Origin of the sequence: Rahnella sikkimica, from assembly GCF_002951615.1 — a bacterium.
GTDB lineage: Bacteria > Pseudomonadota > Gammaproteobacteria > Enterobacterales > Enterobacteriaceae > Rahnella > Rahnella sikkimica.
Genome location: NZ_CP019062.1, coordinates 3,822,144 through 3,844,020 on the forward strand (window position 1 = coordinate 3,822,144; position 21,877 = coordinate 3,844,020).

Annotated in this window: 18 protein-coding genes, 2 tRNA genes and 1 rRNA gene; 17 read left to right on the forward strand and 4 right to left on the reverse strand. The window is 53.8% G+C overall.

Going from position 1 to position 21,877, the window contains the following annotated elements:
* Positions 1 to 122 precede the first annotated feature (122 nt).
* The 7 genes from rrf (at position 123) to yjfF (ending at position 5,515) form a co-directional block, all read left to right on the forward strand.
* A 5S ribosomal RNA gene (gene rrf / locus BV494_RS17630) occupies positions 123 to 238 on the forward strand.
* Positions 239 to 339: 101 nt separating this feature from the next.
* Positions 340 to 416, forward strand: a tRNA-Asp gene (locus tag BV494_RS17635).
* Between the two features lie 53 nt (positions 417 to 469).
* A tRNA-Trp gene (locus BV494_RS17640) sits at positions 470 to 545 on the forward strand.
* A gap of 404 nt (positions 546 to 949) precedes the next feature.
* A complete protein-coding gene (ytfQ, locus tag BV494_RS17645; protein ID WP_104924017.1) occupies positions 950 to 1,906 on the forward strand; it encodes a galactofuranose ABC transporter, galactofuranose-binding protein YtfQ in 957 nt (318 codons plus the stop codon).
* 111 nt (positions 1,907 to 2,017) lie between these two features.
* Positions 2,018 to 3,499: a galactofuranose ABC transporter, ATP-binding protein YtfR gene (gene ytfR / locus BV494_RS17650; RefSeq protein ID WP_192938176.1), complete on the forward strand. Its 1,482-nt coding sequence runs from the start codon at positions 2,018 to 2,020 to the stop codon at positions 3,497 to 3,499.
* Between the two features lie 10 nt (positions 3,500 to 3,509).
* Complete coding sequence (ytfT, locus tag BV494_RS17655; RefSeq protein WP_104924019.1) at positions 3,510 to 4,529, forward strand: galactofuranose ABC transporter, ATP-binding protein YtfT; 1,020 nt, start codon at positions 3,510 to 3,512, stop codon at positions 4,527 to 4,529.
* A complete protein-coding gene (gene yjfF / locus BV494_RS17660; RefSeq protein WP_104924020.1) occupies positions 4,529 to 5,515 on the forward strand; it encodes a galactofuranose ABC transporter, permease protein YjfF in 987 nt (328 codons plus the stop codon). Before ytfT ends, yjfF begins: the two co-directional genes overlap by 1 nt.
* 12 nt (positions 5,516 to 5,527) lie before the next feature.
* Here the strand turns inward: yjfF and hdfR are convergent, their stop codons facing one another.
* The gene (hdfR, locus tag BV494_RS17665) at positions 5,528 to 6,352 is read right to left on the reverse strand and encodes an HTH-type transcriptional regulator HdfR (protein WP_104924021.1); all 825 of its coding nucleotides are present in this window, start codon (positions 6,350 to 6,352) and stop codon (positions 5,528 to 5,530) included.
* A gap of 118 nt (positions 6,353 to 6,470) precedes the next feature.
* Between hdfR and BV494_RS17670 the strand changes: the two genes are divergently transcribed.
* Entirely contained in the window at positions 6,471 to 6,809 is a 339-nt protein-coding gene (locus tag BV494_RS17670; RefSeq protein ID WP_095924170.1) for a MaoP family protein, read from the forward strand.
* A 25-nt stretch (positions 6,810 to 6,834) separates the two neighbouring features.
* Here the strand turns inward: BV494_RS17670 and BV494_RS17675 are convergent, their stop codons facing one another.
* Positions 6,835 to 8,370: a YifB family Mg chelatase-like AAA ATPase gene (locus tag BV494_RS17675; protein ID WP_104924022.1), complete on the reverse strand. Its 1,536-nt coding sequence runs from the start codon at positions 8,368 to 8,370 to the stop codon at positions 6,835 to 6,837.
* A 367-nt stretch (positions 8,371 to 8,737) separates the two neighbouring features.
* Here BV494_RS17675 and BV494_RS17680 point away from each other — a divergent pair, with 367 nt between their 5' ends.
* The 7 genes from BV494_RS17680 to ilvA all read left to right on the forward strand — a co-directional run bounded on the left by BV494_RS17680 (position 8,738) and on the right by ilvA (position 16,684).
* Positions 8,738 to 9,976, forward strand: coding sequence for an MFS transporter (locus BV494_RS17680; protein ID WP_104924023.1), 1,239 nt, complete (start codon positions 8,738 to 8,740; stop codon positions 9,974 to 9,976).
* A 132-nt stretch (positions 9,977 to 10,108) separates the two neighbouring features.
* Entirely contained in the window at positions 10,109 to 10,210 is a 102-nt protein-coding gene (ilvL, locus tag BV494_RS17685; RefSeq protein WP_015699153.1) for an ilv operon leader peptide, read from the forward strand.
* Between the two features lie 147 nt (positions 10,211 to 10,357).
* The gene (ilvG, locus tag BV494_RS17690) at positions 10,358 to 12,004 is read left to right on the forward strand and encodes an acetolactate synthase 2 catalytic subunit (RefSeq protein WP_104924024.1); all 1,647 of its coding nucleotides are present in this window, start codon (positions 10,358 to 10,360) and stop codon (positions 12,002 to 12,004) included.
* Complete coding sequence (gene ilvM / locus BV494_RS17695) at positions 12,001 to 12,264, forward strand: acetolactate synthase 2 small subunit (protein WP_101079476.1); 264 nt, start codon at positions 12,001 to 12,003, stop codon at positions 12,262 to 12,264. Before ilvG ends, ilvM begins: the two co-directional genes overlap by 4 nt.
* Before the next feature lie 16 nt (positions 12,265 to 12,280).
* Positions 12,281 to 13,210: a branched-chain amino acid transaminase gene (locus tag BV494_RS17700; RefSeq protein WP_104924025.1), complete on the forward strand. Its 930-nt coding sequence runs from the start codon at positions 12,281 to 12,283 to the stop codon at positions 13,208 to 13,210.
* 73 nt (positions 13,211 to 13,283) lie between these two features.
* Positions 13,284 to 15,134, forward strand: coding sequence for a dihydroxy-acid dehydratase (gene ilvD / locus BV494_RS17705; protein ID WP_104924026.1), 1,851 nt, complete (start codon positions 13,284 to 13,286; stop codon positions 15,132 to 15,134).
* A gap of 5 nt (positions 15,135 to 15,139) precedes the next feature.
* Positions 15,140 to 16,684, forward strand: a complete 1,545-nt coding sequence (ilvA, locus tag BV494_RS17710) for a threonine ammonia-lyase, biosynthetic (protein ID WP_104924027.1) — start codon at positions 15,140 to 15,142, stop codon at positions 16,682 to 16,684.
* 58 nt (positions 16,685 to 16,742) lie between these two features.
* Here ilvA and ilvY read toward each other — a convergent pair whose 3' ends face one another.
* The gene (ilvY, locus tag BV494_RS17715) at positions 16,743 to 17,624 is read right to left on the reverse strand and encodes an HTH-type transcriptional activator IlvY (protein WP_104924028.1); all 882 of its coding nucleotides are present in this window, start codon (positions 17,622 to 17,624) and stop codon (positions 16,743 to 16,745) included.
* Positions 17,625 to 17,810: 186 nt separating this feature from the next.
* On the opposite strand from ilvY, the gene ilvC reads away from it, so the two are divergent.
* Positions 17,811 to 19,286, forward strand: a complete 1,476-nt coding sequence (gene ilvC / locus BV494_RS17720) for a ketol-acid reductoisomerase (protein WP_104924029.1) — start codon at positions 17,811 to 17,813, stop codon at positions 19,284 to 19,286.
* Between the two features lie 105 nt (positions 19,287 to 19,391).
* Here the strand turns inward: ilvC and ppiC are convergent, their stop codons facing one another.
* Entirely contained in the window at positions 19,392 to 19,673 is a 282-nt protein-coding gene (gene ppiC / locus BV494_RS17725) for a peptidylprolyl isomerase PpiC (RefSeq protein WP_015690589.1), read from the reverse strand.
* A 177-nt stretch (positions 19,674 to 19,850) separates the two neighbouring features.
* Here ppiC and rep point away from each other — a divergent pair, with 177 nt between their 5' ends.
* Complete coding sequence (gene rep / locus BV494_RS17730) at positions 19,851 to 21,875, forward strand: DNA helicase Rep (protein ID WP_104924030.1); 2,025 nt, start codon at positions 19,851 to 19,853, stop codon at positions 21,873 to 21,875.
* Positions 21,876 to 21,877: the final 2 nt, after the last annotated feature.

The following is a 21,877-nucleotide window of genomic DNA, read 5'->3' on the forward strand; positions in this document are numbered from 1 at the left end:
CAACACCAAAGGTGTTTTGTATTGGCTCTGTGAAAGACGTAGATTTTTCAGCTGATTGTTCCGAGATTGGTTCGTAGTGCAAGCCTGATATGGGGTGAGCGGTATGAATGAAACAGAATTTGCCTGGCGGCATTAGCGCGGTGGTCCCACCTGACCCCATGCCGAACTCAGAAGTGAAACGCCGTAGCGCCGATGGTAGTGTGGGGTCTCCCCATGCGAGAGTAGGGAACTGCCAGGCATCAATTTTATAGTGAAGAACATGTTCCTTTTCCCCTGACAAGGAAAATAGCAGGAACAAACTTGCATCAGCCGATTGCTGATGTAAGTGAAAGAACCGGTGGAGCGGTAGTTCAGTTGGTTAGAATACCTGCCTGTCACGCAGGGGGTCGCGGGTTCGAGCCCCGTCCGTTCCGCCACTAATTAACTATTATGCCTGCTAAATTAGCAGGCATAATAGCAAGCGTAATATAGGGGCGTAGCTCAGTTGGTAGAGCACCGGTCTCCAAAACCGGGTGTCGCGAGTTCGAATCTCTCCGCCCCTGCCATATTAAAGCCCTTCGCGAAAGCGAGGGGCTTTTTTGTTATTTACCCGTCTCACTTTCCTCGTTGTTCGTTTTGTTTTGATTTAAACTCCGTTTAACGCAAACTGTTGCACCATTAACGCTCAATCCTTCCCCGTTTTCTGGTTGTTTTTTGTCATGTTTTGGCTAAATACATGCACTAAATGATTGTTATCCCCGTATGTGACACTGCTCATGCTCCCATTCTCCCAGTGTACTAAACCTAATCATCGTCCGATGACGATAACCCGATCCTGGCATACGGATTCCCCCCTTTATATTTATGGCGTCTTAGCCAGGAGGGGGAATACGTATGTCGGATGAACATCCAGGCCGTACCCAACGAGTCATAACAAAAAGTAGCTCAGACTACACGCGAGGAATAAAACATGTACAAACGTTTATTTGTGGCAGCAGCAGTTGCAACAGCACTCTGTGGGGCGGCGCAGGCAGCTCCATTAGTTGTGGGTTTTTCGCAGATTGGTTCTGAGTCCGGGTGGCGGTCTGCTGAAACTAAAGTGTCAAAATCAGAGGCTGAAAAACGCGGTATTACATTGAAAATTGCTGATGCCCAGCAGAAACAAGAGAACCAAATCAAAGCGATACGTTCCTTCATCGCACAGGGCGTTGATGCGATCTTCATTGCGCCTGTCGTCGCCACCGGCTGGGCTCCTGTGCTGACCGAAGCCAAAGAGGCCAAGATCCCAGTATTCCTGCTAGACCGTACTATTGAAGTCAGTGATCCGACGCTTTACACCGCAGCAGTCGCTTCCGACAGCGTTTACGAAGGTAAAGTAGCCGGCGACTGGCTGGTTAAAGAAGTCGCGGGGAAACCATGTAATGTTGTTGAATTGCAGGGAACCGTTGGTGCCAGCGTTGCTTTAAACCGTAAACAAGGTTTTGCTGATGCGCTGAAAGCCGCGCCTAATGTCAAAATTATCCGTTCACAATCCGGCGACTTCACCCGCAGCAAAGGGAAGGAGGTTATGGAAAGCTTCATCAAGGCCGAACAAAACGGCAAAAATATCTGTGCTGTCTACGCACATAACGATGACATGGCAATCGGTGCCATTCAGGCAATCAAAGAAGCCGGTCTGAAACCGGGTTCGCAGATCAAAATCGTTTCCATTGATGGTGTTCCGGATATCTACAAAGCTATGCTGGCTGGCGAAGCGAATGCCTCTGTCGAGCTGACACCAAATATGGCTGGCCCGGCCTTTGATGCGCTGATCGCACTGAAAAAAGACGGGACTCAGCCGAAGAAATTCATTCAGACTCAGTCCGCTCTGATCCTGCCTGACATGGCTCAGAAAGAATATGACATGAAAAAAGACATGGGTTATTAAGCCGATTTTACCGGCTTGTCTCACGGGCAAGCCGGTAGAAATTATTCCCTTTTCGCCGTTGGCGAATGCAGCAGGAGTAGTGACGTGACGGATAATCCTGGTTCAGTATCGCTGCTTGAAGTGCGCGGCTTGTCAGTTGAATTCCCTGGCGTAAAAGCACTTGAAAATGTCGACTTCACCCTCGAACGTGGCGAAATCGTTGCACTTTTGGGGGAGAATGGCGCGGGTAAATCAACCATGATTAAGGCTCTGACCGGCGTTTATAAACGCTCCGCAGGTCAGGTCTTTCTTAATGGCAAATCCATCGAGCCGGTGAATACCGCAGACGCACAGTCGCTCGGGATCGGCACGGTCTATCAGGAAGTAAACCTTCTGCCGAATATCTCCGTTGCCGCTAATCTGTTTATCGGACGAGAACCTACCCGTTTCGGGCTGGTGAACCAGCGCAAAATGGAGCAGCAGGCTGAAGTGCTTCTCGAAGGCTATGGTTTGCACCTTGATGTCAGCCAGCCCCTTTCCACCTACTCCATCGCTATACAGCAAATCGTGGCGATTGCGCGTGCCGTAGACCTTTCTGCGCAAGTACTTATTCTCGACGAACCGACAGCCAGCCTGGATGCTAAAGAGGTCAGCATGTTGCTGGATATCCTCGTGCAACTGCGCAGCAAAGGCGTCGGCATGATCTTTGTGACTCACTTCCTCGACCAGGTTTACCGTATCAGCGACCGCATTACCGTTTTGCGTAATGGCAAACGCGTCGGCTCTGAACTGACCGCAGATTTGCCGCGTATTGAGCTGGTCCCGATGATGCTGGGACACAGTTTTGACGAAAGCCTGCTTAAGCGCACTGAGCACCGGAATGTCACGGGCGAGCCATTAGTTGATTTCAAAGATTATGGTCGTCGTGGCGTGGTTGAGCATTTCGACCTGAAAGTTCGTCGTGGAGAAATCGTCGGACTGGCCGGGCTTCTGGGTTCTGGCCGGACGGAAACCGCCCAGCTGATTTTTGGTATTAAAGGCCATGACAGCGGTAATGCCGAGATCGATGGCCGGGCAGAAACGATCAACACGCCACGAAAAGCGGCGAAACTTGGGTTTGGTTATTGCCCGGAAGATCGTAAAACCGATGGGATTATTGGCGCGGCGACGGTTCGTGAAAATATCATTCTGGCGTTGCAGGCCCAGCGCGGCTGGCTGCGTCCTTTACCGATGAAAGAACAGCATCAGATTGCCGAGAAGTTTATCAAACTCCTCGGTATCCGCACGCCCGGCACTGAACAGGAAATTCAGTATCTTTCCGGCGGTAATCAGCAAAAAGTCCTGCTTTCCCGCTGGCTGGCGACCAATCCTCGTTTTCTTATTCTCGATGAACCCACTCGCGGGATTGATGTCGGCGCGCATGCTGAAATCATTCGCCTGATTGAAAAACTTTGCGATGAAGGATTGGCGCTGCTGGTCATCTCCTCTGAGCTGGAAGAGTTGGCGGGTTATGCCGATCGCATCGTAGTGCTGCGGGACCGTCGCCATGTTGCTGAAATTGAGCAGGCCGAGATCTCCGTGCCAGCCATTATGAAAGCCATCGCGGCCCAATGAGGAGATACCGATGAGTAACAGGAGTCTGCCGATGACAGGAAGACCACGCAAAGTGAGATGGGTATTTCCCAAAGGTGCCACGCAGATTGGTGCTTTTGTCGCAATATTACTGATTGACAGTCTGGTCGCACCGGGCTTTTTCTCAATCCATATTCAGGATGGCCGCCTGTTTGGCAGCCTGGTTGATATCTTTAACCGCGGCGCGCCAGTGGCTCTGCTGGCTCTGGGTATGACGCTGGTCATCGCCACAGGGGGTATCGATCTTTCTGTTGGCGCGGTGATGGCGATTGCCGGGGCAACGGCCGCAACGATGACGGTTCAGGGCTATCCGCTGATGGTGGTGCTGCTGGCGTCGGTGGGCGTGGGTGCTGCGTGCGGTCTGTGGAATGGATTTCTGGTCGCCGTTTTGCAGATTCAGCCGATTGTTGCCACGCTGATGCTCATGGTTGCCGGGCGCGGTATCGCGCAGTTGATTACGCAAGGGCAGATTGTCACATTTGAGCACAATGGCCTTTCTCAGTTCGGCAGTGGCTCGCTGTTTTACCTGCCTATGCCGGTGATTATTGCCGCCGTCATGCTGGTACTGGTCTGGGCGCTCACACGTAAAACTGCGCTCGGGCTCTTTATTGAATCTGTCGGCATCAATATCCGCTCTGCCTATAACGCCGGTGTGAATGCGCGCCTTGTGCTCATTTCCACCTACGTTATCTGCGGGATATGCGCATCCGTCGCGGGCGTTATTGTCACGGCGGATATTCGCGGTGCTGATGCGAACAACGCCGGATTATGGCTGGAGCTCGACGCTATTCTGGCGGTTGTGATCGGCGGCGGTTCGCTTCTTGGCGGGCGCTTTAATCTTCTTCTTTCGATCATTGGTGCGCTGATTATTCAGGGGATGAATACCGGAATTCTGTTATCCGGCTTCAAACCTGAATTCAATCTGGTCCTGAAAGCGCTGGTTGTTCTGGCCGTGCTGGTGGTGCAATCGCCGCGCGTTTCCTTCAGTAATCTGTTCCGGAGGAAGGGATAATGCTTAAAAGAAATCTGCCCTTACTGATTACGATTGTGGTTTTTCTTGCCGGATACGCTTACTGCTTCACGCAATTTCCCGGATTTGCATCGACACGCGTGTTCTTCGATTTACTGACGGATAACGCGTTTCTCGGCATCGTGGCCGTCGGCATGACATTTGTCATTCTCTCGGGCGGGATCGACCTGTCTGTCGGGTCTGTTATCGCATTTACCGGCGTGTTGCTCGCAAAACTGATTGGGGTTTACGGCGTCGCGCCGGGTTATGCGTTTGTGATTGTCCTGCTGATGGGCGGGATGTTCGGGGCGCTGATGGGCTGGATCATCGACACACTGAAGCTCCCGGCCTTTATCATCACGCTGGCGGGGATGTTCTTCGTGCGCGGCATGAGCTTTATCGTCTCCGAAGAGTCTCTCCCGATTAATCATCCCGTTTATGATTTTCTCGCCAACTATGCGTGGAAAATGCCGGGTGGTGGTCGTTTTACGTTACTGGCACTGGTGATGTTGTTGGTGGTTTTTGGCGGCATCATTTTGGCTCACCGTACGCGTTTCGGTAACAACGTTTATGCCGTGGGCGGCAGCAATGTTTCTGCGGCGCTGATGGGCGTTCCTGTCCGGCGCACAACGATTTATATCTACATGCTGTCGAGTACGCTGGCGGTGTTATCGGGGATCATCTTCTCGCTTTATACGTCAGCGGGGTACGCACTGGCGGCCAGCGGCGTTGAGCTTGATGCGATTGCGTCCGTGGTCATTGGCGGCACACTGCTGAGCGGTGGCGTGGGAACGGTGTTGGGAAGTCTGTTCGGGGTCTTAATTCAGGGGCTTATCCAGACTTACATTACGTTTGATGGCACGCTGAGTTCGTGGTGGACGAAAATCGTCATGGGCGTTTTGCTGTTTATCTTTATCGGACTGCAAAAAGGCATGGGCACCTTCTGGACAGCCAGAAGGGCGCGCCATCCGCGACCAGAGCCGTCCTGAGTCAGGACGGCGTCAGAGATTGGTGATCAGCGGCGTTTTGAGTAACTGACGGATCAGAACCTGCTGGTCACTGTTTTGCAGCCAGACGGCGTACAGCGGTCGGATCACCGGCGGCACATCTTCGTGCGCGGCGAGCTGCGGATATTCTTTCGCCCAGTGCGCAGGGAGAAAAGCGCAGCCTCCGGTATTTTCCAATAACTGGCGCGTAAGTTGCGCAGACGTTGTCGTCAGCACCGGTTCCTGATCGCTGTTTTGCAGCTTTTCCTGCTGAGGAAAATCTGCGCCCCATTCCAGTTTCACGTAAGGCGTTTGTTCCCCTCTGACCGTTTTTTTCGATGAAAAAAGTCGTAACGAGAAATTACCCAGGAGCTGACTCGAGAGCTCATCCATCTTGGGTGGCTCGGTTGTGATCAGCAAATCCAGTTGTCTTTCATGCAATTGTTTAACCAGTGACTGACGTAAAGCGATGCGCGCCTCGAGCCTGAGCGTGTCACGTTGGGTGTAAAGCGACTGCATCCAGGGCGTCAGATAGGCTTCCCAAAGCGATGCCGTAGCGCCAATCGACAATTCTGTGTGCTGTAACGAGCGTACAACCTCTTTTTTGGCCAATTGCCACGTGGACATCAGATTCTCAGCATAAGGCAGCAGACGTTCTCCTGCGGGCGTTAAGCGGATGTTATTACGATGCCGTGTGAATAAATTAGCGCCAAGCTGGGTTTCCAGTTGCCGGATACGAAAGCTGACAGCCGATTGCGTCAGATAAAGGGATTCCGCCGCCCGACCAAAGTGGCGAGTTCTACTGACCTCCAAAAAGGTTTTCAGTAATTCCGTGTCCAAAACTATCTCCAATAATTTTTGTCGTTAAGATTTAAATGTTTTGTTTTACACAATGTCAAGCCTAACTAATACTCCGCGCCATAACAGCACGACCATGAGTGAATTAGGAGCGTGTCAGATGGCGGAAAGCTTCACCACGACAAATCGTTTTTTTGATAATAAACATTACCCTCGCGGGTTCTCCCGGCATGGCGATTTCACCATTAAAGAAGCGCAAATGCTAGAACGTTACGGCTTTGCTTTTAATGAGCTGGATCTGGGAAAACGTGAGCCCGTTACCGACGAAGAAAAACTGTTCCTGGAGGTTTGCCGTGGTACGCGCGAACCTGTGACAGATGCAGAGAAAGTGTGGAACAAATACATTGTCCGCACCCGTCGTCCGAAGAAATTCCACACGCTGTCCGGCGGCAAACCGCAGGCAGACGCTGTAGAAGACTACACGGAAAGCGACGACTAATGAAACGGGGCGATGCCCCGTTTTTTTATGCCAGATTCTTATGTAAAGTTAACAATAGCCTATCCATGGTGCGATAGCTCAGCGCCTCTGCAATATGTTTTCGTTCAATCGCTTCATCGCCCCCTAAATCGGCTAAGGTCCGCGCCACTTTCAGAATGCGATGCCAGGCCCTGACCGACAATCCCAGCTTATGCAGGACCTCTTCCAGAAATTCCGCATCGGCCTTGGTTAAAACGCAGTAGATTTCGACTTCGCTGCTGTTAAGCCGCGCATTGATTTTTCCTGCGCGTTTCAGCTGAATTTCCCGTGCGGCTAATACCCGTTGCCGAACCTGCGCACTGCTTTCCCGCGCTGTCGGTGTATGGTTTTGCTGGCTCAAAATTCCGGGCGGCAACAGAGGCACTTCAATCGATAAATCAAACCGGTCCAGGAAAGGGCCGGAAAGTCTGCTCAGATAGCGTAAAACCTGTTGTGGCGGCGTGCGGTTGTGGATCCCCTGATAGTGTCCGGTCGGGCTGGGATTCATTGCGGCAATCAGCTGTGCTCTGGCCGGATAGCGGACTTTTGCCCGTGCCCTGGAAATCGTGATTTCGCCCGATTCCATGGGCTGGCGCAATGCATCCAGCACCTGACGCTGGAATTCCGGAAGTTCGTCAAGAAACAGGACGCCATTGTGAGCCAGTGAAATTTCTCCCGGCTTGGGCAGCGAACCCCCGCCAACCAACGCGCTGATTGATGTACTGTGATGCGGTGCCCTGAAAGGCCGCACGCGTGAAAACTCACCGTCATCTTCCGGGTTATACACGAGACTGGCGATGGCGGCGGTTTCGAGTTTTTCTTCGTTGCTGAGCGGGGGAAGTAATCCGGGTAAACGGCTCGCCAGCATGGTTTTCCCGGTTCCCGGCGGCCCGATAAGCAATAAATTATGCCCTCCGGCGGCCGCGACTTCCAGCGCGCGCTTTGACTGCTCCTGACCAATAATATCGGCGATATCGGGCTGACAGACGGGTTCCGGCAAAACGGGCGGATATTCAATCGCCGGAAGGCTGTCCTCGCCTTGTAAAAAAGCGCAAACCTGAAGCAAATGCCCGGCAATATTGGCGACACCGGGATCGAGCAGCGTCATTTCGGACTGATTGGCTTGTGGCAAAATCAATATCCGGCCTTCTTTCTGTGCTTCGAGCGCAGCAGGAATTGCGCCGTTAACGCTGCGCAGAGCGCCCGACAGACCCAGTTCTCCCAGAAACTCATACTTCTCCAGTCTGTCGCCCTTAAGCTGCTCAGAGGCCACCAGAATCGCCAGCGCAATAGACAAATCATACCGGCCACCTTCTTTGGGGAGATCGGCGGGGGCGAGATTCACGGTGATGCGTTTGGGTGGGAAACTGAAACCGCAGTTGATGATGGCGCTGCGAACCCTGTCCCGTGCCTCTTTGACGGTGGTTTCGGGCAGGCCGACCAGTGTCAGGGCCGGTAAACCATTACTGATATGCACTTCAACGGAGACACCGGGGGCCTGAACACCCAGCGATGCACGGGTATACACCACGGCTAATGACATACTTCTTCCTTGGCTGTGAATTTTCCTGAAAGGCAGCATGCCGCAGTCGGTAACGATTTTGGGAAGAAAATCTGCCAAATGCGCAGCGTCATGTAAAAGAACTCGCGGGTTCAGCAGTTTGCAATGCGGTCGTGCGCGGTGCCCCGCACTGGCGGTAATACTCATTAACAAAATGAGGTCTTCGGAAACACATTAGCGAGCTAATTAAGTTGCTGTTTAGACAGGCAGAGGTGTTTAATCTTTATGTATTTAACAATAAAGAAACAAATATCAATCATTGATTAACATCTCTCTGCCTCGCTGAGGATTTTCCGGAACAGTTCAGTGAGTGCAATGCCTGCAGCTATTCCGGAATAGGGATAAACCCATGTTTGGTTGGACCTCCCGGCAGCGTAATGTTGCCATCGCCAGCTTTTTAAGCTGGACGCTCGATGCTTTCGATTTCTTCATTTTAGTCTTTCTGCTCAGTGATATAGCGACAGCCTTCCATGTCGATATCAAAGAAGTCACGCTGGCCATTTTGCTGACGCTGGCGGTGCGGCCGATCGGTGCGCTGGTGTTCGGGCGGGCCGCTGAAAAGTACGGGCGTAAACCGGTTCTGATGGTGAATATTGCCTGCTTTTCCGTTTTCGAACTCTGCACGGCGGCTGCGCCGTCCCTGACCGTTTTCCTCATCCTGCGCGTGATTTATGGTGTGGCGATGGGCGGCGTCTGGGGCGTGGCTTCTTCACTCGCGATGGAAACCATTCCTGACCGTTCGCGCGGCATGATGTCCGGTATTTTTCAGGCCGGTTATCCGTTTGGTTATCTGCTGGCGGCGGTGGTTTACGGGTTGTTTTCGGAGATTGTCGGCTGGCGCGGCATGTTTGTCATCGGCGCAGTGCCGATCTTCCTGCTGCCTTTCATCTGGTTCAAGGTGCAGGAATCACCGGTCTGGCTTGCTGCCCGTGAGCGCAAGGAAAGCACCGCACTGCTGCCGGTACTCAAATCACACTGGAAACTTTGCGTTTATCTGGTCGTACTGATGGCGGCCTTCAATTTCTTCAGCCACGGTACACAGGATCTCTACCCGTCATTCCTGAAAGTTCAGCACGGTTTTGATGCGCATACGGTCAGCCTGATCGCCATCGGTTACACCATCGCGTCAATCATCGGCGGTATCTTCTTTGGGACGCTCTCGGAGAAGATTGGCCGTAAAAAGGCCATTATTATCGCGGCTTTACTGTCATTGCCGGTGATCCCGCTGTGGGCATTTTCCAGCGGAACCTGGACCATTGGCCTGGGCGCGTTCCTGATGCAGTTTATGGTGCAGGGCGCGTGGGGCGTTGTGCCGTCTTATCTCACTGAGCTGGTGCCCGCGAACACCCGCGCTGTATTGCCCGGATTTGTTTATCAGCTCGGGAATCTGCTGGCGTCGGTCAATGCGACGTTGCAGGCAGGCATTGCCGAAAGTCACGGGCATAACTACGGGCTGGCGATGGCGATTGTCGCCGGGACGGTGGCGATCGTGATTTCTGTACTGGTTGCATTCGGTCGGGATACGCGCGGAAAAGCGATAACGGGAGCAATAAATAATCAGACAACAGATCGGCCTGCTAAGGTTTGATTTTTCAGATTATTTTTGCCGGTTTGTGCAGCGCGTCGCAAATATTAACGCAAGAAAAGTGTTGTCATTAAATGCATTACTGTGATAACTCTGTAGGCAATCGTTCGCAAGATGAATTATAGAAACTAAAAAATGAAAGCCCTTCTCCTCGTAGTTAGCCTAGTCGTGATTAGCGTGGTGGTGATTATTATCCCACCGTGCGGGGCTGCACTTGGACGAAGAAAGGCTTATTAAACAAGCCTGAACCTGAAAAGAAACCCCGCACCGAAAGGTCCGGGGTTTTTTTTTGGGTCAGGTATTTCAGAGAACAGTGAAGCGGGGTCGGAAAATGAGCAACAGCATAATATTCTGCACTTGTCGCAAAAGAGCAGGAGAATAGAGATGAACGGAGCACAGTGGGTAGTACAAGCGTTGCGTGCGCAGGGTGTAAATACAGTATTTGGTTATCCTGGCGGGGCAATCATGCCGGTATACGATGCATTGTATGACGGCGGCGTGGAACACCTGTTGTGCCGGCACGAGCAAGGTGCCGCAATGGCCGCCATCGGCTATGCCCGTTCTACCGGAAAAGTCGGCGTCTGCATCGCCACTTCCGGTCCCGGCGCGACCAACCTGATCACCGGTTTGGCTGACGCGCTGCTCGATTCCGTTCCGCTGGTGGCTATCACCGGTCAGGTCGGTTCCGCGTTTATCGGCACCGACGCCTTCCAGGAAATCGACGTTTTAGGTTTATCTCTGGCCTGTACCAAACACAGCTTCCTGGTGGAATCTCTGGAAGCGCTGCCGGAAATCATGGCTGAAGCGTTTGCCATCGCCAGCTCAGGGCGTCCGGGCCCGGTGCTGATAGACATCCCGAAAGATATCCAGTTAGCGGTTGGCGAATTACCGCCGCATCTCGTTACGGTCGAAGAAACCTTCCCGCATCCGGCTGCTGAACTGAAACAAGCCAGCGCGATGATTGCCGCAGCGCAAAAACCGATGCTGTACGTGGGCGGCGGTGTGGGCATCGCACAGGCGGTTCCGGCATTACGTGAATTTATCTCGGCGACCGGTATTCCTGCGGTGGCCACGCTGAAAGGCTTAGGCGCGCCGGACGCCAGCGACCAATGTTATCTGGGGATGCTGGGAATGCACGGCACGAAAGCGGCGAATCTGGCCGTTCAGTCCTGTGATTTGCTGATTGCCGTAGGGGCGCGTTTTGATGACCGCGTGACCGGCAAACTGAATACTTTCGCGCCTCACGCTGCCGTTATTCATATGGATATCGACCCGGCTGAGCTGAACAAACTGCGTCAGGCGCACGTCGCGTTGCAGGGCGATCTGAATGCGCTGTTACCGGCACTGCAACAGCCGCTGAACATTAACGCCTGGCGCGATGAAGTGATGACCCTGAAAGCGCAGGGCGAATGGCGTTACGACCATCCGGGCGAAGCCATTTACGCGCCGCTGCTGCTGAAGCAAATTTCCGATCGCAAATCCGCCAATACCGTTATCACCACCGACGTCGGCCAGCACCAGATGTGGACCGCGCAGCACATGCAGTTCACCCGCCCGGAAAACTTCATCACGTCCAGCGGCCTGGGCACGATGGGCTTCGGCGTTCCTGCTGCCGTGGGCGCGCAGGTTGCCCGCCCGGACGACATGGTGATCTGCGTTTCCGGCGACGGTTCATTCATGATGAACGTTCAGGAGCTGGGCACCATCAAGCGAAAACAGCTGCCCGTTAAAATCCTGCTGCTGGATAACCAGCGGTTAGGTATGGTCCGACAGTGGCAGGAATTGTTCTTCGATGGGCGCTTTAGTGAAACCAACCTCTCTGATAACCCCGATTTTGTGACGCTGGCCAGCGCATTCAATATCCCCGGCCAACGTATCAGCCGTAAAGACCAAGTCGATGCCGCACTGGATGCCTTTTTCAACAGCAAAGGCCCGTATTTGCTTCATGTCTCCATCGACGAAAATGAAAATGTCTGGCCACTGGTTCCACCGGGCGCAGGCAATGAAACCATGTTGGAGAAAATGTCATGATGCAGCATAACGTCTCAATCCAGGCCCGTTTCCGCCCCGAAATGTTAGAACGCGTATTACGCGTTGTCCGCCACCGTGGTTTTCAGGTGTGCGCAATGAACATGACCCCGATGGTCAATGCGGAAAATATAAATATCGAATTGACCGTTGCCAGCCAGCGGCCGGTAGATTTACTGTCTTCACAGTTAAGCAAACTTATGGATGTCGCCTGTGTCGAGATCCAGCAACATACATCACAACAAATACGCGCGAATGCGTGAGTAAAGGGACGAGAGAATGACGAAGAAAGCTGATTACATTTGGTTCAATGGCGAGATGGTTCCGTGGGCAGAAGCGAAAGTACACGTCATGTCACACGCATTGCATTACGGCACCTCCGTCTTCGAAGGCGTGCGTTGCTACGACTCCCATAAAGGGCCAGTCGTCTTCCGTCACCGTGAACACATGCAGCGTCTGCGCGATTCCGCAAAAATCTACCGTATGCCGGTTTCCCAAAGTGTTGATGAACTGATGGAAGCCTGCCGCGAGACCCTGCGTAAAAACAATCTGGTCAGCGCGTATATTCGTCCGCTGGTCTTCGTTGGCGATGTCGGTATGGGCGTAAACCCGCCGGATGGCTACAAAACTGACGTAATCATTGCCGCTTTCCCTTGGGGTGCGTATCTGGGCGAAGAAGCGCTGGAGCAGGGTATCGACGCCATGGTTTCCTCATGGAACCGCGTTGCTGCCAACACCATCCCGACGGCGGCGAAAGCTGGCGGTAACTACCTGTCCTCCCTGCTGGTAGGCAGCGAAGCACGCCGGCACGGTTATCAGGAAGGTATCGCGCTGGACATTCACGGCTACGTATCTGAAGGCGCTGGCGAAAACCTGTTCGAAGTGAAAGAGGGCATTCTGTTCACGCCTCCGTTCACCTCTTCAGCACTGCCGGGCATCACCCGCGACGCGATTATTAAACTGGCGAAAGACATGGGCCTTGAAGTTCGCGAGCAAGTTCTGTCCCGCGAATCTCTGTATCTGGCTGACGAAGTCTTCATGTCCGGTACGGCCGCAGAAATCACGCCAGTTCGCAGCGTTGACGGTATTCAGGTCGGCATCGGCAAACGTGGTCCGGTCACCAAACAAATCCAGGATGCGTTCTTCGGTCTGTTTACCGGCAAAACCGAAGACAAATGGGGTTGGCTGGATCCAATCAACCCGCAGTAATCTAAAGAACAAGAAATATGCAGGCGACGTCATCGTCGCCTGCTAAACAGAAATGATTTGGAGTGAATAGAGCATGCCTAAGTACCGTTCCCATACCACGACACATGGCCGCAACATGGCTGGCGCCCGCGCTTTATGGCGTGCCACTGGCATGACCGATGATGATTTCGGTAAGCCCATTATTGCCGTTGTGAACTCCTTTACTCAGTTCGTTCCGGGCCACGTCCATCTGCGTGATCTGGGCAAACTGGTTGCCGAGCAAATCGAAGCTTCCGGTGGCGTTGCCAAAGAGTTCAACACCATTGCCGTGGATGACGGGATCGCCATGGGTCATGGCGGTATGCTGTATTCACTGCCTTCACGCGAGCTGATTGCAGACTCCGTGGAATACATGGTGAACGCACACTGCGCCGACGCCATGGTATGTATTTCCAACTGCGACAAAATCACTCCGGGGATGTTAATGGCGTCCCTGCGCCTGAACATTCCGGTGATCTTCGTTTCCGGCGGCCCGATGGAAGCCGGGAAAACCAAGCTGTCCGATAAAATCATCAAACTCGATCTGGTCGATGCGATGATTCAGGGCGCAAACCCGAACGTCAGCGACGCCGACAGCGAACAAATCGAACGTTCAGCCTGTCCGACATGCGGGTCCTGTTCCGGGATGTTCACCGCCAACTCCATGAACTGTCTGACCGAAGCGCTGGGCCTGTCTCAGCCGGGTAACGGCTCATTGCTGGCGACTCACGCTGACCGCCGCGATTTGTTCCTCAATGCCGGTCGCCGTATCGTTGAACTGACCAAACGCTATTACGAAAAAGATGATGAAAGCGCATTGCCACGTAACATCGCCAGCAAAGCCGCATTCGAAAACGCCATGACGCTGGATATCGCCATGGGCGGTTCCACAAACACCGTTCTTCACCTGCTGGCTGCCGCGCAGGAAGGCGGAATTGATTTTGATATGACAGACATCGACCGTCTGTCACGCAAGGTGCCGCACCTGTGTAAAGTCGCGCCGAGTACCCAGAAATATCACATGGAAGACGTACACCGCGCCGGTGGTGTACTGGCGATTCTGGGCGAGTTGGATCGCGCTAACCTGCTGAACCGTGATGTGAAAAACATCCTAAACCTGAACCTGAGCCAGACGCTGGAAAAATACGACATCATGCTGACGCAGGATGAAGCCGTGAAAAAAATGTTCCGCGCGGGCCCGGCAGGTATCCGTACCACGCAGGCTTTCTCACAAGATTGTCGCTGGGATACGCTCGATGATGATCGTGCTGACGGTTGCATCCGCTCGCTGGAACATGCGTTCAGCAAAGACGGCGGTCTGGCCGTGCTTTACGGCAACATCGCCGAAGCGGGCAGTATTGTTAAAACCGCAGGCGTGGATAAATCCAACCTGGTGTTCCGTGGTCCGGCCAAAGTCTACGAAAGCCAGGACGACGCCGTGAGCGCGATCCTCGGCGGCAAAGTGGTTTCCGGTGACGTGGTGGTGATCCGCTACGAAGGGCCGAAAGGCGGGCCGGGTATGCAGGAAATGCTGTATCCGACCACCTATCTGAAATCCATGGGGCTGGGCAAAGAGTGTGCGCTGATCACTGACGGTCGTTTCTCCGGCGGTACGTCAGGTCTGTCTATCGGTCACGTTTCTCCGGAAGCGGGCAGCGGCGGCCTGATTGCACTGGTGGAAGATGGCGACATGATCGACATCGACATCCCTAACCGCAGCATGGTGCTCGACGTTCCTGCGGCCGAACTGGCAGCCCGTCACGAAGCCGAACTGGCGCGTGGCGACAAAGCCTGGACGCCGAAAAACCGTGAACGTGTGGTGTCTTATGCGCTGCGTGCTTACGCATTGCTGGCGACCAGTGCTGACAAAGGTGCTGTTCGCGACAAGTCTAAGCTGGGAGGCTAACGGTCATGGCGGTATCACAACCTCTGCCCGACCAGCCGTGTGGCGCAGAATATCTGCGCGCCGTGCTGCGTGCGCCGGTTTATGAAGTCGCACAGGTTACGCCTTTGCAGGTCATGGAAAAGATCTCTTCCCGGTTGGGTAACACTGTTCTGGTGAAGAGGGAAGACCGCCAGGCTGTTCACAGTTTTAAACTGCGCGGCGCGTATTCCATGATTGCCAGCCTGACGGAAGAACAGGCTGCGCGGGGTGTGATCACGGCGTCAGCCGGTAATCATGCGCAGGGCGTTGCGCTGTCAGCGACCAAAAAGGGCATTAAATCTCTGATTGTCATGCCGGTTGCCACGGCGGATATCAAAGTCGATGCGGTGCGTCATTTCGGTGGCGAAGTGCTGTTGTTTGGCGCGAATTTCGACGAAGCCAAAGGCAAAGCCATCGAGCTTTCACAGCAGCAGGGCATGACCTTTGTGCCGCCGTTTGATCATCCTGCGGTGATCGCCGGACAAGGCACGCTGGCGATGGAGTTGCTGCAACAGGATGCACATCTCGACCGCGTATTCGTGCCGGTCGGCGGTGGCGGCCTGGCCGCTGGTGTCGCTGTATTAATCAAACAACTGATGCCGCAAATCAAAGTGATTGGCGTCGAAGCCGAAGATTCAGCCTGTCTGCGGGCGGCATTGGATGCCGGTGAACCGGTTGATCTGGCGCGTGTCGGGCTTTTCGCCGAAGGCGTGGCCGTGAAGCGTATCGGTAACGAAACCTTCCGCCTGTGCCGTGAATATCTTGATGACGTGATCACCGTCGACAGCGATTCAATCTGCGCGGCGGTCAAAGATTTGTTCGAAGATGTTCGCGCCATCGCCGAGCCTTCCGGGGCGCTGGCGCTGGCGGGCATGAAGAAATACGTGCAGCAGCACAACATCAAGGGCGAACGTCTGGCGCATATTCTTTCCGGCGCGAACGTGAATTTCCATGGCCTGCGTTATGTGTCTGAGCGCTGCGAGCTGGGCGAACAACGCGAAGCCCTGCTGGCGGTGACCATTCCTGAACGCAAAGGCAGCTTCCTGAAATTCTGCCAGTTGCTCGGTGGCCGTTCAGTAACGGAATTCAACTACCGTTACGCCGACGCGGACAACGCCTGCATTTTCGTGGGTGTGCGTCTCACGCGAGGCCACGCAGAACGGCAGGAAATCATCGCCGAGCTGAATCACGACGGTTATCAGGTCGTGGATTTATCTGATGATGAAATGGCGAAACTGCATGTGCGCTACATGGTGGGCGGGCGTCCAACCAAGCCACTGCGCGAGCGGCTTTACAGTTTCGAGTTCCCGGAATCACCGGGCGCGTTGCTGAAATTCCTGCATACGCTGGGCACGCACTGGAATATTTCGCTGTTCCATTATCGCAGCCACGGCACCGATTTTGGTCGCGTGCTGGCCGCGTTTGAGCTGAATGAAGAAGAGCCGGAGTTCGAGAAAAACCTGACGGCGCTGGGTTATGACTGTCATAACGAAAGTGATAATCCTGCGTTCCGCTTCTTCCTGGCGGGCTAAAAACCGAAGGGCCCGAACGGGCCCTTTTTCTTTGCCATCAATTTGTCGTGAACGCGGGTTATAACAATTGCCAGAACGCTTCGATCAGCGGTTCGTTCAGGCGTTTTTTCTGCACGCAGACGCCCAGTTCCAGCGGCGCGCCGAGCGTGACGTTATCCAGAATAGAAATACGGTTGCGCACCGGTTCCGGGCTGTTATCGACAACGACCGACGGAATGAGCGCGATGCCACAACCGAGCGCGACCATCGACACAATCGCTTCGTGGCCGGACACCGTGGCGTAAATCAGCGGATTGCTCAGACGGTTATGTTTGAACCAGATGTCGATACGTTTTCGCGCCGGGCCGTGTTCCGGAAGGATAAACGGAATTTGCGACCAGTCGGGATGTGGCACGCTGACTTGCGTTCGCACCGCGCCCGGCAGAGACGGGGAAATCAGGATCATCGGGATTTCGCCGATCTGCGTGAAATCCACGCTGCCCGGCAAACTTTCCGGGCGGCCTGCAATCCCCAGGTCTGCTTCGGTGGACTGGACTTTTTCGACCGCATCGGCGGCGTCGCCGGTGGTCAGTTTGATTTCGACCAGCGGATGTTGCGCGCGGAAGCGGTCAAGAATAGGGGGCAGATGGCTATACGCGGCGGTGACCGAGCAGAACAGTCGCAGCTCGCCACTGAGCGTCGGGCCATGCTGATCCAGCCCGCTGCGTAGTTGCTGGTAACTCAGCAGCGTTTGCTGGGCAAACGTTTTGAGCTGTTCGCCCGCGCTGGTCAGTTGCACGGTGCGGTTATCACGCTGAAATAACGGCTGGCCGAGTTCTTCTTCCAGCCGCTGGATCTGGCGCGACAGCGTTGACGGGCTGACATGCATCGCCTTCGACGAACGGCCAAAATGGCGGCTTTCCGCCAGATGTAAGAACAGTTTCAGATCACGCAAATCCATAAAGAGGTCCCGGCTTTTTAGTGAAGCAAAGGTCAAACGAAGTATATTGCATTTTTTGCAACGTCATCTTCGTAATATATCAATTTAAGCAATGTGTCGCATGACATATAGTGAATTCACGGCGTTCACCGGCTCACCGGTGAAACAAAAAATAACAGCACTTACCTCGATAGAACGGAGCAAGACATGGCTAACTATTTCAACACACTGAACCTGCGTCAGCAGCTGGCACAACTGGGCAAATGCCGCTTCATGGGTCGCGATGAATTCGCGGACGAAGCCAGCTACCTCAAAGGTAAAAAAGTGGTGATTGTAGGCTGTGGCGCACAGGGCCTGAACCAGGGCCTGAACATGCGTGATTCCGGTCTGGATGTTTCCTACACCCTGCGTGCAGAAGCAATTGCTGAGAAGCGTGCTTCATGGCGTAAAGCGACCGAAAACGGCTTCAAAGTCGGCACCTACGAAGAACTGATCCCACAGGCCGATCTGGTGGTTAACCTGACGCCAGACAAACAGCACAGCGCTGTGGTTAAAGCGGTTCAGCCTCTGATGAAAGACGGCGCAACCCTGGGTTACTCACACGGCTTCAACATCGTTGAAGTGGGCGAGCAAATCCGTAAAGACATCACCGTCGTGATGGTTGCGCCAAAATGTCCGGGTACTGAAGTTCGCGAAGAATACAAACGTGGTTTCGGTGTTCCGACGTTGATCGCCGTTCACCCGGAAAATGACCCGAAAGGCGAAGGCATGGCAATTGCTAAAGCCTGGGCTGCAGCAACGGGCGGCCACCGTGCAGGCGTTCTGCAATCTTCCTTCGTTGCAGAAGTAAAATCTGACCTGATGGGCGAGCAGACTATCCTGTGCGGTATGTTGCAGGCCGGTTCCCTGTTGTGCTTCGACAAACTGGTTGCTGAAGGTGTGGATGAAGCGTACGCAGAAAAACTGCTGCAATTCGGTTGGGAAACCATCACCGAAGCGCTGAAACAAGGCGGCATCACGCTGATGATGGATCGTTTGTCCAACCCGGCGAAACTGCGTGCTTACGCGTTGTCTGAACAATTGAAAGAGATCATGGCGCCGCTGTTCCAGAAACACATGGACGACATCATCTCCGGCGAATTCTCGAGCGGCATGATGGCTGACTGGGCGAACGACGACAAAAACCTGCTGACCTGGCGTGAAGAAACGGGCGCAACCGCGTTCGAAAATGCACCACAGTTTGACGGTAAAATTTCTGAGCAGGAATACTTCGACCACGGCGTTGTGATGATTGCGATGGTGAAAGCGGGCGTTGAGCTGGCCTTCGAAACCATGGTGGCTTCCGGCATCATCGAAGAATCTGCTTACTACGAATCACTGCACGAACTGCCGCTGATCGCCAACACCGTTGCGCGTAAGCGTCTGTACGAAATGAACGTGGTTATCTCTGATACCGCAGAATACGGTAACTACCTGTTTGCAAACGCTGCAGTACCGTTGCTGAAAGAATTTATGACCACCCTGCAGGCGGGTGATTTGGGTAAATCGGTTGCAGAAACTCAGGTTGATAACGCGCAGCTGCGCGATGTTAACGAAGCTATCCGCAACCACCCAATCGAGTCAATCGGCCGCACATTGCGTGGCTATATGACTGATATGAAACGCATCGCAGTAGCGAGCTGATACCCTTCTTACCCGAGTTGTTTAGGGTTTTCGGAAGATAAATAAAAAGGGCACTGCATGAAAATGCGGTGCCCTTTCTTTTTGTTACTGCGCCGGAACGGAAACTCAGTTGCGGTACAGGATCTTAATGATGTGATAGCCGAACTGGGTATGCAGCGGGCCTTGTGGCTCGATCAGCGGCGCAGAGAAAACCACTTTATCGAAAGCGGGCACCATTGCGCCTTGCTTGAATTCACCTAAATGGCCGCCTTTTTTGCCTGACGGACAGGTAGAGTGTTTTTTCGCCAGCTTTTCGAAATCGCCACCGTTCTTCAGCTGTTCCAGAAGATCGAGCGCCTGTGCTTCTTCCTTAACAAGGATATGCATTGCTGCAGCAGTTTTTGCCATGATTGAGACCTTTTATGCGAGAGTGTTTCCAAGGGCGTAATGTAACATCTGCAACGCCGTAAGTGGACTCCGGCCTGCATTCCAGACATCACAAATTGCACCGTAAAGGCTGTCAATCTCAGGCGACGTTTCTGCTACAATCGCCGTCCTTGTCCATCAGGTGAGCAAAAATACGCCATGCGATTAAACCCCAGCCAACAACATGCCGTCGAATTCGTCACCGGGCCCTGCCTGGTTCTGGCGGGTGCTGGCTCCGGCAAAACCAGGGTGATTACCAATAAAATCGCACACCTGATCCGCGAGTGCGGCTATCAGGCCCGCCACATTGCGGCCGTGACCTTCACCAATAAAGCGGCGCGCGAGATGAAAGAGCGTGTGGCGCAAACCCTTGGGCGAAAAGAATCGCGCGGCTTGCTGATCGCAACTTTCCATACGCTGGGGCTGGAAATCATCAAGCGCGAATTTGCCGCGCTGGGCATGAAATCCAATTTCTCCTTGTTCGACGATCAGGACCAGCTGGCTCTTCTCAAAGAGCTGAGCGAGAAGTGGCTGGAAAATGACAAAACGCTGTTGCAACAGCTGATCTCGACGATCTCAAACTGGAAGAACGATCTGGTTGATCCGTCCCATGCGGCGGGCCTTGCGCGATCGGAGCGCGATCAGATCTTCGCGCACTGCTACGGGCTTTATCATGACCATATGCGCGCCTGTAATATTCTCGACTTCGATGACCTGATCCTGCTGCCGACGCTGCTGTTGCAGAAGAATGAAGAAGTGCGCGAGCGCTGGCAGAACAAACTGCGCTATCTGCTGGTCGATGAATATCAGGACACCAACACCAGTCAGTACATGATGGTGAAACTGCTGGTCGGCAACCGCGCGCGTTTTACCGTGGTTGGCGACGACGATCAGTCCATTTACTCCTGGCGCGGCGCGCGTCCACAAAACCTGGTGCTGCTGAAAGAAGATTTCCCGCAGTTGCAGGTGGTTAAGCTCGAGCAGAACTACCGTTCCTCGCAGCGCATTCTGAAAGCGGCCAACATCCTGATCGCCAACAACCCGCATGTGTTCGAGAAGCGGCTTTTCTCTGAACTGGGTTACGGCGAGACGCTGAAAGTGGTGACCGCCAACAATGAAGATCACGAAGCCGAGCGCGTGGTTGGCGAGCTGATTGCGCACCACTTTATCAACAAGACCGGCTATGGTAATTACGCGATTTTGTACCGCGGTAATCACCAGTCGCGCCTGTTTGAAAAAATGCTGATGCAGAACCGCATTCCGTACCGCATTTCCGGTGGCACATCGTTCTTCTCGCGACCTGAGATTAAAGATTTGCTGGCCTATCTGCGCGTCCTGACCAACCCTGACGACGACAGCGCATTCCTGCGTATCGTAAATACACCGCGCCGTGAAATCGGTGCCGCGACGCTGCAAAAGCTGGGTGAATGGGCGAATCAGCGCAATAAAGGTTTGTTCAAAGCCAGCTTCGATATGGGATTGAGTCAGTATCTGACCGGGCGCGGCCTGGAATCACTGCAACGGTTCACGCACTGGATGGGCACTCTTTCTGAGCGGGTCGAACGCGAACCGGTCGCGGCGGTACGGGATCTGATCCACGGCATCGATTACGAAAGCTGGTTGTTCGAAACCTCGCCGAGTCCGAAAGCGGCAGAAATGCGCATGAAAAACGTCAATCAGCTTTTCAGCTGGATGACTGAAATGCTCGAAGGCACCGATCTGGATGAGCCAATGACCCTCACGCAGGTGGTCACCCGATTTACGCTGCGCGACATGATGGAACGCGGTGAAAACGATGAAGAACTGGATCAGGTTCAGTTGATGACGCTGCACGCCTCGAAAGGGCTGGAATTCCCGTATGTGTTTCTGGTCGGCATGGAAGAAGGCTTGTTGCCGCACCAGAGCAGCATCGATGAAGACAATGTCGATGAAGAACGCCGTCTGGCGTATGTGGGTATTACCCGCGCCCAAAAAGAACTGACGTTTACGCTTTGCCGCGAACGCCGTCAGTACGGCGAATTAATTCGCCCTGAACCCAGCCGCTTTTTGATGGAGTTGCCGCAGGATGATTTAGCCTGGGAAAGTGAGAGGAAAGTCGTCAGTGCGCAGGAACGGATGGTGAAAGGGCAGAGCCATCTGGAGAAAATCCGCGAGCAGCTGGCGAAAGCCAAAGGCGGAAACTGACA